Raw genomic sequence first — 13,886 nt, forward strand, 5'->3', positions numbered from 1 at the left:
ATGGTTGAAAAATCCAGATGCGACGGGCGGGGTCAGCCCGCGCGCACCACATAGACCGAGACCGGCGCATGGCGCACCACGCGGGCGGCATTGGGGCCCAGCAGGTAATCGGCCAGATCGGGCTTGTGCGCGCCCACCACGATCAGATCGCTGCCCGCGCTTTCAGCGGTTTTCAGGATCTCCTTGTAGGCGGTGCCGGTGGCCACCACATGGCGGATATCGGCATTGCGCTCGGCCCCCAGTGTCTGAGTACACAGCTGCACCAGCGTGTCATGGGCGGCCTTGACCGCCTTGTCGTGATGGCCCGCCTCGAAGAAACCCGAGACCCAGGTTTCTCCAAAATCGGGCAACACGGTCACCACGTCCAGCCGCGCCCTGTCCAGATCGGCCAGGCGCGCGGCCTGTTTCAGGATCGGAGCGTCGCTGTCGGGGTTGCTGATATCGACGGCACAAAGAACAGAGCTGCTCATGCGGGGACTCCCTGTCTGGCGGCGCGGCCGCGTTGGAGAAAGGCGACAAGGCCAAGCAGCAGCAGCGCCGGGATGAACACCAGCTCCTTGGGCGGCTGGTTGGCCGGGGCTTTGACGGTGACAACACGCACCGCCTCGTCGCCGTAGAAATCGAAATCCTGCATCGATTCAGCGATCGGCGCGCCAAAGAGCGGCTCTTCGAGCTTGATCAGCCCGTCTTCCTCGAACGGCAGGAAACCCATCGCCTCGACACGCGCGGCGCCGTCGGCCTCGTCGCCCACGGTCAGCTCCAGGCTCAGGTCCTTCATCTCGCCACTGTCGAAATCGGGCCCAGACACGATGACCCGCAGCACGTCGCCCGGTGCGGCGTCGCCCACCGCCTGTTCCAGGCGGGCGGGTTCGAACAGCTCGAATGGCGGTGCGATCCGGTTCATCACATAATCGGGCCGGAACAGGACAAAGGCCACCAGGATCAGCGCAACGCTTTCATAGATGCGGTTGCGGGTCAGGAAAAAGCCCATGGTACCGGCAGTAAAGACCAGCACCGCGATGGTTGCGGATATGGCCACCAGAATGCCGCCCACCCAGCCCACGTCGATCAGCAGCATGTCGGTGTTGAAGATGAACACAAACGGCAGTGCCACGGTACGCAGGGAATAGAAGAAAGCGGTGAAACCGGTCTTGATCGCATCGCCCCCCGACACCGCGGCGGCGGCGAAACTGGCCAGCCCCACCGGTGGCGTCACATCCGCCATGATGCCGAAATAGAAGACGAAGAGATGCACCGCGATCAGCGGCACGATCAGCCCCGATTGCGCGCCAAGCTGCACCACCACACCGGCCATCAGCGAACTGACCACGATATAGTTGGCTGTGGTCGGCAGGCCCATGCCCAGAACGAGGCTCAGCAGACCCACCATCACCAGCATCAGCACCAGGTTGCCGCCCGACAGGAACTCGACCAGATCGGCCATCACCTGCCCCACCCCGGTCAGGGTGACGGTACCCACGATCACGCCCGCCGTGCCGGTCGCCAGCGCGATGCCGATCATGTTGCGGGCGCCGTCGATCAGCCCCTGCCACAGGTCGGCAACCCCGGACATGAAGCTGCTCGCCATCTCGGATTCGCCCCGGAACAGCGATTTCAGCGGCTTTTGCGTCAGCAGGATCACGAACAGCAGCGCGGTCGCCCAAAAGGCGGACAGGCCGGGCGATTTCTGCTCGATCATCAGGAAATAGACCAGCACTACGATGGGCAGCAGGTAATGCAAACCCGCCTTGTAGATCTGGGCGATATCGGGCAGTTCGACAACCTCGGCATTGGGATCGTCGGGTTCCAGATCGGGCACCTGCGCGGCGAACCACACAAGCACGATGTAGATTGCGGTCACAATCAGCCCCATGATCAGCCCGGCGGAACTGGGCGCCCATGCGGCAATCGCCTGCGCCGGGAACTGGGTCGCATAACACAGCCCGGCAAAGATCACGAAGAAGCTGAGCATGCCCGCCACGGTGCGGATCAGATGCACCTCGCGGTCGCCCAACGTCGGCATGTTCCGCTTCACCGCCTCGAGATGCACGATATAGATCAGCGCGATATAGCTGATCGCGGCAGGCAGGAAGGCATGGGTGATCACCTCGACATAAGAGATGCCCACATATTCCACCATGAGAAAGGCCGCAGCCCCCATCACCGGCGGCATGATCTGGCCGTTGACCGAGCTTGCGACCTCGACCGAGCCGGCCTGTTCGCTGGTAAAGCCCACCCGCTTCATCAACGGGATGGTAAAGGTGCCGGTGGTGACCACGTTGGCAATCGACGAGCCCGAGATCAGACCGGTCGCGGCCGAGCCGACAACAGCGGCCTTCGCCGGGCCGCCGCGCAGGTGACCCAGCGCGCCAAACGCCATCTTGATGAAATAGTTGCCCGCGCCCGCCTTGTCCAAAAGCGCGCCGAACAGCACGAAGAGAAACACGAATTTGGTCGAGACCCCCAGCGCGATGCCGAACACGCCCTCGGAGGTGATCCACATATGGCTCATCGCCTTTTTCAGGCTGGCGCCCTTCCAGCGGATCACCTCGGGCACCCATTCCGAGGCGCCCCAGAACACATAGGCCAGGAAAATCGTGGCGATGATCGCCATGGCCGGCCCCAGCGCGCGGCGCGCGGCCTCGAATAGCAGGATCAGACCGACCAGCGCGATCCACTTGTCGGTATCGTCGGCCAAACCGCCCGAATTCACCAGCTTGTCATAGAAGATATAGCCATACAGTGCGATACCCGCCCCCAGCACCGCCATCACCCAGTCCTGCGCGGGAATGCGGTCGCGCGGGCTGGATTTCAGCGCCGGATAGGCGGCAAAGGCCAGAAACAGGGCAAAGGCCAGGTGCACCTGACGCGAGTTGTTCACGATGCTGCCGGGCAGGATCATGTTCGACATCGGCGAGGCCAGGATCAGCTGGAACACCGACCAGATCACCGCGACGATGGCCAGAAACAGCCCGATGCTGCCCGCCGGGTCGCGCGCACCCGCATCGGAAGAGGCAACAAGATCCTGAAGCTCTTCTTCGGATAGCGGCCGATTACCCTGACTCTCAGAGGTCATGAAAATCTCTCCCTGTCACGCCGTGCTGCTTTGGCTGGTGGCGTCATTTATCCATTGCCCGGCCCCCGCCGGGAAGGAGCGGGGCGCGCAACTGCGCCCCGCCCAAAATCAACGCGTCTTAGATCAGTTGATCCACCCGCGCTCGCGGTAATACTTCTCGGCACCCGCATGCAGAGGCGCCGACAGACCGTCCTTGATCATTTCCTCTTCCTTGAGGTTGGCAAAGGCCGGGTGCAGCTTCTTGAAGTCTTCGAAATTGTCGAACACCGCCTGCACCAGCGCATAAACCGCGTCCTCGGACACATCGGCCGAGGTCACCAGGGTAGCACCCACACCAAAGGTGGTGGTGTCACCGTCATTGCCGCGATACATGCCGCCGGGAATGGTGGCCTTACGATAAAAGCTGTTGTCGGCGATCAGCTTGTCGATGGCGTCACCATCGACGCTCACCAGCACGGAGTCACAGGCGGTGGTGGCCTCCTGGATCGAGCCCGACGGGTGGCCGACGGTATAGATCATCGCGTCGAGCTGGTTGTCGCAGAGCGCCGCCGACTGTTCCGCCGCCTTCAGCTCGCTGGCCAGGGCGAAATCGCCGGTGGTCCAGCCCTTGGCCTCGAGCACCACATCCATGGTGCCGCGCTGACCCGAACCGGGGTTGCCGATATTCACCCGCTTGCCCTTGAGATCGTCAAAGCTCTTGATGCCGGAATCGGCGCGGGCAACCACGGTAAAGGGTTCGGGATGGATCGAGAAGACCGCGCGCAGGCCTTCGAACTTGCCCGCTTCTTCGAATTTCGAGGTGCCGTTATAGGCGTGGTACTGCCAGTCCGACTGCGCCACACCGAATTCCAGCTCGCCCTCTCGGATGGTGTTGATATTGTAGACCGAACCGCCGGTGGATTCGACCGAGCAGCGCACGCCATGTTCCTTGCGCCCCTTGTTCACCAGACGGCAGATGGCACCGCCGGTCGGGTAATAGACGCCGGTCACACCGCCGGTACCGATGGTGATGAACTCTTCGGCCATCGCCGCGGGCGCCATGAAGGCCGCCGTGACCAATGCGCCAAGACCAAGCTTGCTGTTGCGATTCATGCTGTAACTCCCGTTAGTTTTTATAAGCGGGCAGAAACGCCCGTGAGATAGATCCGGAACTGCCTCCGCCGGCCATCGCGCATACGAAGCGCGGGGGCGGGCTGCAACCCGTCAGGGCGCGCGGGGCGCGGGTCCCGATGGATCAAGGGTTCCACCCGGACTTTGGACTTGTCAACCCGCAGGGGTGAACCGGTTGGCGAAATCGCCAGATGTGAACCGATATCGCAGATTTTCCCCCGCGCTTGCCTGCCCGTCACCTCAGACCGCGCCAATGGAACAGGTCTCCGTCCGACATCTCGCAATAGACCCGCCAACCATCGCGGCGATAGAACCGCTCGGCCCGCGTCCCTGCCCCGATCGCAAGCCACGCCTTGCTCCAGCCTGCGCGCCGCAGATCGGCACAGGCCCGCGCCAGGAGCGCGCGGCCAAAGCCGCCCCCTTCGCGGCCCGGGGCCACGAACAGCGCCCAGATGTTCCCATTGTGTGGATCGCAGGCGGAAAAAACCGGCCACCTGCCCGCCGGTTTCACACATCCAGAGGGTCGAGTTCCGGTGAAAGTCCAGATAGTCCGAACGCGGGACGCGCGCCGGATCCGAAAGCTGGTTTTCACTCACCGCGCCCCGGATCGCCATCAGGGTGTCGATATCACTGATACAAGCCAGTCTGATCCGCATGGTCCGATCCCGTTGTGCCGGCTTCAACCAGCAGCGGGCGCGCGCGTCTGTCCATCCTTTGCGCGGCCTCGTTGGCCCCACACACGCGGCCGCGGTTCTCCGATTTGGCCTTGCGTGGTCTGGCCGTTGCGTTTAAACGGCGAGCGCAAAGTCGGAGCGTCAGGATGTGCGCCTTTCCTTCGGCCGGATTGCCCGAGAATCCGGGCAGTTCAAGCCGCTTTGATGCGGCGCGGTGTTGATAGTGGTGGCCAGCGTTCGGCCCGCACAAAGAGAAGAGTGCCGCTGTAGCTCAGCTGGTAGAGCACGTCATTCGTAATGATGGGGTCGGGGGTTCGAGTCCCTTCAGCGGCACCAGTCTTCTCTCGGGCTTCCCTTCCTTCAGAATACTCCGACGCTTGGTGAGCCTTTTTCCCGGTCGGATTTGACCGCATTTCTTTCGCCGGGTTCACGCGCAGGCTTCCCAAACGGAAACCGCCCTCAGGATCCATCGCCGTTCAGCCCGATCCAATTGCACCTGCCCTGCAAGATTGTTTGGTGCCCAAGGAGAGACTCGAACTCTCACGCCCGTAAAGGCGGGGGATTTTGAATCCCCTGCGTCTACCATTCCGCCACTTGGGCCACCTGAGGACATGGATTAGCCGCAGCCGCGGCGAAGGTCCAGAGGCAAAAACGAGATCGGCAAGACGGTTGACCCGGGCCGCGCCGCATGGTTTGCAACCTGCAACCTCAATCACAGGGCAGGCACGGGCGGCATGCTGACATCGCTCTATCACCGGACCATGGCGCTTGCCGATCACCGTCACGCGCTCTGGGCGCTGGCGCTGGTCGCGTTTCTGGAAAGCTCGGTCTTTCCGATCCCGCCCGATCTTCTGATGATCCCGATGATTCTCGCCCGCCCCTCGCGGGCCTGGCTGATTGCGCTGGTGGCGCTGGTGGCCTCTGTGCTGGGTGGTTTGCTGGGCTATGCCATCGGCGCCTTCTTCTATGACAGTATCGGTGCGCCGATCCTCGAGGCGATGGGCAAGGCTGAGGCGATGGAGGCCTTCAACACCCGCTTCAACGATTTCGGATTCTGGGCGGTGCTGACGGCGGGCGTCACCCCCTTCCCCTACAAGGTGATCACCATCATGTCGGGCTGGACGGGCATGCCACTGGGCACCTTCATCGCCACTTCGATCCTGGCGCGGGCACTGCGCTTCTTCCTGGTGGCCGCGTTGCTCTGGAAATTCGGGGCCCCGGTGCGCGATTTCATCGAAAAGCGTCTCGGGCTGGTAATGACCGTCTTCATAGCGCTGCTGATCGGCGGCTTCTTTCTGGTGAGGTATCTGTGATGACACGTAAGCGCTTGGTTCTCCTGGCCGCTGGCGGCTCGACGGCGATGCTGCTGGCGGCCTGGGGATTTCAATATCTGGGCGGCATGGCGCCTTGCAAACTGTGCATCTGGCAACGCTATCCGCATGGGGCGGCAGTGCTCATCGGGGCGGTGACGCTGGCGACCGGCTGGCGCATTCTGCCTTGGGCCGGCGCCTTGGCGGCACTGACCACAGGTGGCATCGGCCTCTATCACGCGGGTGTCGAACAGGGCTGGTGGGAGGGCCCCACCACCTGCACCTCCGGCCCGATCGGCGGGCTCAGCGCCGAACAGCTGATGGCGCAAATCATGGAGGCGCCGCTGGTGCGCTGCGACGAGATCCCGTGGGATCTGTTCGGCATCTCGATGGCGGGCTGGAACGGCCTGATCTCGCTGGCCCTGGCGCTGGTCTGGCTGCTGGCCGCGACCCGGCGGGCCTGACTGCACTCACAATGGGCCGCACCAGCCCTGCCTCTTCATTTCGCTGAAAATACTCCGGGGGAGTCGCCCTTTGGGGCGACGGGGGCAGCGCCCCCTCCCCTCAGGTGGCTTTCTTGGTTGACAACAGCAGGCTGGTTTCGCTGGCCTGTACGCCTTCGAACAGGCGGATCCGCGCCAATGCGTGATCGAGATCTTCCAGCGTCTCGGTCCCCAGTTCAACTATCAGGTCCCAGCGGCCGTTGGTCGAGTGGATCGCCCGCACCTGTTTCAGCCCCTGCAACTGCCGCGTGATGCGGGCGGCACCGCGCCCCTCGATCTCGATCATCATCAGCCCGCGCACCGGATCGTTCAACACGTCCTCTTTCAACGTGACCGTGAAACCCAGGATATCTCCACGCTGCATCAACCGCTCGATTCGCGCCCGCACGGTGGTACGCGACAAATTCAGTTGCAGCGCCAGATCCGACAGCGACGCCCGCGCGTCATGTCTGAGTGCGGCAATCAGGCGCTCGTCCGTTTTGTCCATGATGATTTCCGATTTGCACAATCCCCCTTCCTACTGAGCAAAATCACCACTGGAGTTCAACACGTTTCGATCAGAATCTGACAAAAACACAATGAGACTGCACCTTATGACTCCCAAACGCTGCATTCTGATCGGCGCCCCGGTCGACAGCGGCAAGCGCCGCACCGGCTGCCTGATGGGCCCCGATTCCTATCGTACTGCCGGCCTGGCCGAGGCGCTGGCCGATCTGGGCCATATGGTCGAGGATCTGGGTAACCTGTCACCGGCCGAACACTCCCCCGAGCCGGGCGACACACATCTGCATCAGCCCAACCGCACCATCGGCTGGACGCACCGCCTGATCCGCGCCGCCGAACAGGCGATGCCCCTCGGACTGCCGATCTTTCTGGGCGGCGATCATGCGCTGGCCCTGGGCAGCGTGGCGGGTGCAGCCAACCATGCTGCAAGCGTCGGACGCCCGCAATTCGTGCTGTGGCTCGATGCCCATAGCGATTATCACACGCCCGACACCTCGGCCTCGGGCAATCTGCACGGCACCCCATTGGGCTATGTCACCGGGCGCGCTGGCTTTGCCGGCTTTCCGGTGATCAAGAATCCGGTGCCGCAGGAAAACATCTGTATCATCGGCCTGCGGTCGGTCGACCGGGCCGAACGCGAGGCCCTGCAACAGACCAGGATCCGCTTTCACGACATGCGCCAGATCGACGAACATGGTATTGCCCGCCCCCTCCAGGCCTTTCTCGATACCGTGGCCAAGGCGAACGGCTTGCTGCATGTCTCGCTCGACGTCGATTTTCTCGACCCCGCCATTGCACCCGCCGTCGGCACCACTGTGCCCGGTGGCGCCACCATCCGCGAGGGACATCTGGTGATGGAAATGATCTGCGACAGCGGGCTGATGACCTCGATGGATCTGGTCGAGCTCAACCCGTTCCTCGACGAGCGCGGCCGCACCGCTCAGCTGATGGTCGATCTGGCCGCGTCAGCACTCGGCCGGCGCGTCTTCGACCGTCCGACACAAAGCTATTCCTGATCGCCCCGGAAAGGACCCCGACATGACGACCCTCCCCCCCTCGGACAAGGCCCTGGTGCCCTTTGTCTCGGTCGATCACATGATGCAACTGGTGCACCGCATCGGTGTCGAAAAGATGATGCGCGGCATTGCCGACTATATCGAGGCCGACTTCCGCCGCTGGGAAAGCTTTGACAAGACCCCGCGCGTTGCCAGCCATTCACCCGTCGGCGTGATCGAGCTAATGCCGACCTCGGATGGTGAGCTTTATGGCTTCAAATACGTGAACGGCCACCCCAAGAACACCAAAGAGGGGCTTCAGACCGTCACCGCATTCGGCCTGCTGGCGTCGGTCGAAACGGGCTATCCGGTGCTGCTGAGCGAAATGACCCTGCTGACCGCTCTGCGCACCGCCGCAACCTCGGCCCTGGTGGCCAAGTACCTTGCCCCCAAAGGCGCGCATACGATGGCGATGATCGGCAATGGCGCCCAGTCCGAGTTCCAGAACCTGGCGATGAAGGCGATCTGCGGCCTGAAATCCGTTCGTCTCTACGATACCGACCCCGCCGCCACCGCCAAGGCTGCCCGCAACCTGGCCGGACAGGGGATCGAGGTGGTGAGCTGCACCAGCCCCGAAGAGGCGATCGAAGGCGCCCAGATCCTGACGACCTGCACCGCCGACAAGCAATATGCCACCATCCTGACCGACAACATGGTGGGTTCGGGCGTGCATATCAACGCCATCGGCGGCGACTGCCCGGGCAAGACCGAACTGGCCGAGGCGATCCTGCACCGCTCGGATATCTTCGTCGAATACCCGCCGCAGACCCGGATCGAGGGCGAGATCCAGCAACTGGCCCCCGATCACCCGGTGATCGAGATGTGGCAGGTGATCACCGGCAAGGCCCAGGGCCGCACCTCGGACCGTCAGATCACCCTGTTTGACAGCGTGGGCTTCGCCATCGAGGATTTCTCGGCCCTGCGCTATGTGCGCGACCGGTTGCAGGAGACCGGCCTTTATCACGCGCTCGACCTGCTGGCCGACCCCGACGACCCGCGCGACCTGTTCGGCATGCTGCAACGGGCGGCGCCTGCCGAGGGCTGATGACATGCGAGGCTCTGCCTCGCGCTCCGGAGTATTTGCGGCGAAATGAAAGAATGGACCCCTGGCTTTCCTCTTGCCGCAGATACCCCGCCGGAGACATCGCGCGGCACGCGCGAATAGCTGCCTTGCACGCGGACGAGTGGGCCGGTAAGGCGGGGCATGACCGATAACCTGCCACCCTGCCCCGATTGCGCCTCATCCTTCACCTATCAGGTGGACGCGCTGCTGAACTGCCCCGAATGCGGCCATGAATGGCAGGCAAGGGAAGAGGCCGAGGTCGGCATCCGCGACAGCGTCGGCAATCTGCTGGCGGATGGAGATACGGTGACCGTGATCAAGGATCTCAAGGTCAGGGGATCCTCGGCCGTGGTCAAGGTGGGCACCAAGGTGCGCAATATCCGCCTGGTGGGCGGCGATCACGATATCGACTGCAAGATCCCCGGCATCGGCCCGATGGGATTGAAATCGCAATTCGTGAAGAAGGCCGCCGACTAAGCGTCACGCGTCCAGTTCGGCATCCCAGTAGAGGAAGTCCATCCAGCTTTCGTGCAGGTGGTTGGGCGGGAACTTGCGACCCACATTCTGCAATTCCTCGGCCTGCGGGCGACGCGGCGGACGGCGCAGCGACATGTTGGCCTGGCGCAGCGATTTCGACCCTTTGCGCAGGTTGCAGGGCGCGCAGGCGGCGACCACGTTTTCCCAGCTGGTCACGCCCCCGGCGGCGCGCGGCACCACATGGTCAAAGGTCAGATCGCCCTTGCCACCGCAATACTGGCAGCGGAATTCGTCCCTCAGAAACAAATTGAAGCGCGTGAAGGCCACGCGCTTCTGAGGTTTCACATAGTCTTTCAGCACCACGACCGAGGGTATTCGGAGCACCACGCTGGGGCTGCGCACCACCTCGTCATATTCGGCGATGATATCGACCCGGTCCAGCCAGGCCGCCTTGATCGCCTCCTGCCAGGGCCAGAGCGACAGCGGATAATAGGAGAGCGGGCGGTAATCGGCATTCAGCACCAGCGCCGGGTGATGTTTCAACGCACCCGGCTCGCGCACAAAATCAGTCCTGAAATCGCCATCCATCCCGGATTCTCTCCTTGCCCCGGATTGCCATGAGACCTGTCCAGAGCGGGGAGCACCCGCCCCGGCTTCGAACCAACTATATATCGTGTCCGGTCGCTGGCAAGCCTTGATTTTCCACTACATGTCGGCACTGCACTAGCTTGTGCAAGTAACAGGGTCGTGACGGTTATCCACAGGCTTGCCGCAACGCGCGGCGCGCGCTATTGGCAACGCCCATGGCCTGGTTCATCCGCTTCAACAAACCTTATGACGTGCTGTCGCAATTCACCGATCGCGGCAGCGCCGACAGCCCGCGCGCGACCCTGTCCGACCATATCGACCTGCCGGGCGTTTACCCCGCCGGACGGCTGGATCGCGACAGCGAGGGGCTGATGCTGCTGACCGACGATGGCCGGTTGCAGGCGCGGATCGCCGACCCCAAGCACAAGCTGGCCAAGACCTATTGGGTGCAGGTCGAAGGCGTGCCCGATGCGGCCGCGCTCAGGGCGCTGGCCGAAGGGGTCGAACTGAAGGACGGGCTGACGCGCCATGCCCGTGCCCGCGCCATGCCCGAACCTGCGAACCTCTGGCCGCGAAATCCCCCTATCAGAGAGCGCAAATCGGTGCCGGACAGCTGGATCGAGCTGACCATTCGCGAAGGCCGTAACCGGCAGGTGCGCCGGATGACCGCCGCAGTCGGCCATCCGACCCTGCGCCTGATCCGGGCGCGGATCGGTGAGTGGACGCTGGACGGGCTGGCGCCCGGCGAATGGCAGAGCCTGCCGATGCCCGCCGCTCCTGCCCCATCCGGCCCACAAAAAGGGCGCCCGCGCCGCTGATCGCGCGGCGCAGCACGCCTCAGAGGCTCAGCTTGTCGCGCATGAAGGCCAGCGCCACACTCAGCCCATCGGGCGCGATGCCGTGGCCGGTCCCCTTCATCACATGGGCATAGACCTCTTTGAAACCGGCGCCCTGCAAGGCCTCTGCCGCCTGCGGCAGCGATTGCGGCGGCACCACGTCATCGGCATCGCCATGCACCAGCAGCACCGGCATCCGGCTGACCACCTCGTCGGCCAGCAGGTCCGGCTCCAGCAACCGCCCCGAAAAGGCCACCACGCCAGCCACCGGGTCTTCGCGGCGGGGCGCGACATGCAGGCTCATCATCGTGCCCTGGCTGAAACCGAACAGCACCACCTGTTCCGGCAGCAGATCCTCGTCCACCATCAGCGCGTCAAGGAAGGCATCAAAATCGGCCACCGCCGCTTCCATCCCACGCCGCGCTTCCTCCTCCGAGGAGCCGTCGAGCCAGGGGATTGGAAACCACTGGAAGCCAAAGGGCATGCCCGGGATGGTCTCGGGCGCGTCGGGCGCCACAAACATCGTGTCAGGCAGGTGTTCGCCCAGAACATCGGCAAGCCCCAACAGATCGGCCCCATTGGCACCATAGCCATGCACGAACACCACCGCCGAGCGGGTGTCGCCCGATACCGGCGCCTTGCGCTCGGCCCTCAGAACACGTGTCATCTGATCCCTTCCCTGTCCTTTGCCACCCGGTAATAGGCCCAGAGCACGCGCGCCGCAACCGAGCGCCAGGGCGACCAGGCCAGCGCCATCTGTCGCAGGGCGCGTTCGCTTGGGCGTTCGGGCAGATCATAAAGGACGCGCGCCGCTTCCTGAAGGGCCAGATCGCCGGGCGCGAACACATCGGCACGGCCCAGGCTGAACATGGCATAGATCTCGGCCGTCCAGACCCCGATGCCGGGAACCCGGGTCAGCTCGGCCACCACATCCGCATCCGGAACGGCCCGCAAACCTTTGAAATCAATGCGCGCCTTGGCAAGCTCGCGGGCATAGCGGATCTTCTGCCGGCTCAGACCCACAGCGCGCAGATCGTCATCACTGGCCCAGAGGATCTTGCGCGGGCCGGTCAGCCCCGCCGCCCGCATCCGCGCCCAGATCGCATTGGCCGAGGCGACGCTCACCTGCTGGCTGACAATGGCGCTGAGCAGTTCGGCAAAGCCATCCGGCCGGCGGCGCAACGGCAAGGGCCCGGTCAGCGTCATCGCATAGGCCATGCGCGGACAGATCTCGGCCAGCCAGGCCGCCCCTTCGGCCACGCAATCTGGGGATTCGATGATACGTCCAACAGTCATCCCGACCCCTGAGATACGATAGCAGTTCACGGAAAGGTTAATCTGTTCACAATTGGTTTCAACCGGCTTGCCGCCACATGCATTCGCCGATACGCATGCGTCCATGACGCTCGCCGATAACCATACCAACGACAGCCGCGCCAAGCGCAACGTCGCCGTTCTCGTCGCCGCCCAGGCCATCCTGGGCGCGCAGATGCCGATGATCTTCACCATCGGCGGGTTGGCCGGCCAGTCGTTGGCCAGCAATGTCTGCCTTGCGACGCTGCCGATCTCGCTCATCGTTCTGGGGTCGATGCTGTCAGCAACACCGATTTCGGCCATCATGCAGAAATGGGGTCGCCGCGCCGGATTCCTGCTGGGGGCATTGGCGGGTGCACTGGGCGGAGCTGTCGGGGCCTATGGGCTTTACCTCTCGTCTTTCCCTGTCTTTCTGGCGGGCAGCCTGCTGACCGGCGTCTATATGAGCGCGCATGGCTTCTATCGTTTTGCCGCCGCCGATACCGCCTCGGACGCGTTCCGGCCCAAGGCGATCTCGTATGTCATGGCGGGCGGTCTGGCCGCTGCGATCATCGGGCCACAACTGGTGAAGGCCACGTCCGACGCCTATGTCGTACCGTTTCTTGGCACCTATTACGCGGTGATTGGGGTCAACCTGTTGGGCGCGCTCCTGTTCTTCTTCCTCGACATTCCGCGCCCGACCCCGCCCGCCGCCGACAGCCCGCGCGGGCGCACGCGGATGGAACTGCTGAAAACTCCGCGGATCGCGGTGGCGGTGATCTGCGCCATGGTTTCTTACGCGCTGATGAACCTGGTGATGACCTCGACCCCGCTGGCGGTGGTGGGCTGCGGATATGATCAGGGTGACGCGGCGGATGTGGTGACCAGCCACGTGCTGGCCATGTATGTGCCCAGCTTCTTTACCGGCCATCTGATCGCCCGGTTCGGGGTGGAAAAGGTCTTGGCCGCCGGTCTGGTGGTGCTGGCCGCCGCCGGGGTGGTGGCGCTGCAAGGGGTCGATCTCAACAACTTCTTCATCGCGCTCATTCTTCTGGGTCTGGGCTGGAACTTTGGCTTTATCGGCGCCACCACCATGCTGGCCGGTGCCCATGAACCACATGAGCGCGGCCGGATGCAGGGGTTGAACGACCTTCTGGTATTTGGCGGCGTCACCATGGCCTCGCTGGCCTCGGGCGGGTTGATGAACTGCTCGGGCGGGTCGCCGGTCGAGGGCTGGACCGCTGTAAACCTGGCGATGGTGCCCTTCCTGACTCTGGCGGGCGGCGCGCTGATCTGGCTGATGCTGCGCCCCAGGGAGGCCTGAGCGGGGGCGCTGCCCCCATCGCCTGGCGGCGAATCTCCCCGGGATATTTCCAGCAAGAGGAAAGAGCGAAAGC

At 63.7% G+C, this 13,886-nt stretch carries 15 protein-coding genes and 2 tRNA genes; 8 read left to right on the forward strand and 9 right to left on the reverse strand.

Features of this window, described 5'->3' with window-relative positions; all coding sequences use genetic code 11:
- Nucleotides 1-32: 32 nt before the first annotated feature.
- The 4 genes from AC2FNA_RS01450 to AC2FNA_RS01465 form a co-directional block, all read right to left on the reverse strand.
- Nucleotides 33-470: a universal stress protein gene (locus AC2FNA_RS01450; protein WP_496823876.1), complete on the reverse strand. Its 438-nt coding sequence runs from the start codon at nt 468-470 to the stop codon at nt 33-35.
- Nucleotides 467-3,076, reverse strand: coding sequence for a TRAP transporter permease (locus AC2FNA_RS01455; RefSeq protein WP_496823877.1), 2,610 nt, complete (start codon nt 3,074-3,076; stop codon nt 467-469). The genes AC2FNA_RS01450 and AC2FNA_RS01455 overlap by 4 nt, the downstream gene beginning before the upstream one ends.
- A gap of 123 nt (nt 3,077-3,199) precedes the next feature.
- Nucleotides 3,200-4,168, reverse strand: coding sequence for a TAXI family TRAP transporter solute-binding subunit (locus AC2FNA_RS01460; protein WP_496823879.1), 969 nt, complete (start codon nt 4,166-4,168; stop codon nt 3,200-3,202).
- A 253-nt stretch (nt 4,169-4,421) separates the two neighbouring features.
- On the reverse strand, nt 4,422-4,778 hold the full coding sequence (locus tag AC2FNA_RS01465; RefSeq protein ID WP_496823880.1) for a GNAT family N-acetyltransferase: 357 nt from the start codon (nt 4,776-4,778) through the stop codon (nt 4,422-4,424).
- A 342-nt stretch (nt 4,779-5,120) separates the two neighbouring features.
- Here AC2FNA_RS01465 and AC2FNA_RS01470 point away from each other — a divergent pair.
- A tRNA-Thr gene (locus AC2FNA_RS01470) sits at nt 5,121-5,196 on the forward strand.
- 178 nt (nt 5,197-5,374) lie between these two features.
- On the opposite strand, the gene AC2FNA_RS01475 is transcribed toward AC2FNA_RS01470, so the two are convergent.
- A tRNA-Leu gene (locus AC2FNA_RS01475) sits at nt 5,375-5,460 on the reverse strand.
- A 134-nt stretch (nt 5,461-5,594) separates the two neighbouring features.
- Between AC2FNA_RS01475 and AC2FNA_RS01480 the strand changes: the two genes are divergently transcribed.
- Together AC2FNA_RS01480 and AC2FNA_RS01485 are read left to right on the forward strand one after the other, a co-directional pair.
- A complete protein-coding gene (locus AC2FNA_RS01480) occupies nt 5,595-6,173 on the forward strand; it encodes a YqaA family protein (RefSeq protein WP_496823882.1) in 579 nt (192 codons plus the stop codon).
- Nucleotides 6,173-6,634 (forward strand): disulfide bond formation protein B, encoded by a 462-nt coding sequence (locus AC2FNA_RS01485; protein ID WP_496823884.1) that lies wholly within the window; start codon nt 6,173-6,175, stop codon nt 6,632-6,634. The genes AC2FNA_RS01480 and AC2FNA_RS01485 overlap by 1 nt, the downstream gene beginning before the upstream one ends.
- A gap of 100 nt (nt 6,635-6,734) precedes the next feature.
- Here the strand turns inward: AC2FNA_RS01485 and AC2FNA_RS01490 are convergent, their stop codons facing one another.
- Nucleotides 6,735-7,160, reverse strand: coding sequence for an Lrp/AsnC family transcriptional regulator (locus AC2FNA_RS01490; RefSeq protein WP_234136786.1), 426 nt, complete (start codon nt 7,158-7,160; stop codon nt 6,735-6,737).
- Nucleotides 7,161-7,266: 106 nt separating this feature from the next.
- On the opposite strand from AC2FNA_RS01490, the gene rocF reads away from it, so the two are divergent.
- The 3 genes from rocF (at nt 7,267) to AC2FNA_RS01505 (ending at nt 9,772) form a co-directional block, all read left to right on the forward strand.
- Nucleotides 7,267-8,193 (forward strand): arginase, encoded by a 927-nt coding sequence (gene rocF, locus AC2FNA_RS01495; protein ID WP_496824306.1) that lies wholly within the window; start codon nt 7,267-7,269, stop codon nt 8,191-8,193.
- Nucleotides 8,194-8,215: 22 nt separating this feature from the next.
- Nucleotides 8,216-9,277 carry an ornithine cyclodeaminase gene (gene ocd / locus AC2FNA_RS01500; RefSeq protein ID WP_496823886.1) on the forward strand — a complete coding sequence of 354 codons (1,062 nt, stop codon included), beginning with the start codon at nt 8,216-8,218 and terminating at the stop codon, nt 9,275-9,277.
- A gap of 159 nt (nt 9,278-9,436) precedes the next feature.
- Nucleotides 9,437-9,772, forward strand: coding sequence for a zinc ribbon domain-containing protein YjdM (locus tag AC2FNA_RS01505; protein ID WP_496823888.1), 336 nt, complete (start codon nt 9,437-9,439; stop codon nt 9,770-9,772).
- Nucleotides 9,773-9,775: 3 nt separating this feature from the next.
- Here the strand turns inward: AC2FNA_RS01505 and AC2FNA_RS01510 are convergent, their stop codons facing one another.
- A complete protein-coding gene (locus tag AC2FNA_RS01510; protein ID WP_011047847.1) occupies nt 9,776-10,360 on the reverse strand; it encodes an HNH endonuclease in 585 nt (194 codons plus the stop codon).
- 215 nt (nt 10,361-10,575) lie between these two features.
- Here AC2FNA_RS01510 and AC2FNA_RS01515 point away from each other — a divergent pair, with 215 nt between their 5' ends.
- Nucleotides 10,576-11,178, forward strand: coding sequence for a pseudouridine synthase (locus AC2FNA_RS01515; RefSeq protein ID WP_496823890.1), 603 nt, complete (start codon nt 10,576-10,578; stop codon nt 11,176-11,178).
- Nucleotides 11,179-11,197: 19 nt separating this feature from the next.
- Here the strand turns inward: AC2FNA_RS01515 and AC2FNA_RS01520 are convergent, their stop codons facing one another.
- Together AC2FNA_RS01520 and AC2FNA_RS01525 are read right to left on the reverse strand one after the other, a co-directional pair.
- Nucleotides 11,198-11,863, reverse strand: coding sequence for an alpha/beta hydrolase (locus AC2FNA_RS01520; RefSeq protein WP_496823892.1), 666 nt, complete (start codon nt 11,861-11,863; stop codon nt 11,198-11,200).
- Entirely contained in the window at nt 11,860-12,492 is a 633-nt protein-coding gene (locus AC2FNA_RS01525) for a DNA-3-methyladenine glycosylase family protein (RefSeq protein WP_496823894.1), read from the reverse strand. The genes AC2FNA_RS01520 and AC2FNA_RS01525 overlap by 4 nt, the downstream gene beginning before the upstream one ends.
- Before the next feature lie 103 nt (nt 12,493-12,595).
- Between AC2FNA_RS01525 and AC2FNA_RS01530 the strand changes: the two genes are divergently transcribed.
- Nucleotides 12,596-13,813, forward strand: coding sequence for an MFS transporter (locus AC2FNA_RS01530; protein WP_496823896.1), 1,218 nt, complete (start codon nt 12,596-12,598; stop codon nt 13,811-13,813).
- The last annotated feature ends 73 nt before the right edge of the window (nt 13,814-13,886 follow it).

This window comes from Ruegeria sp. YKSD163 (genome assembly GCF_059612905.1).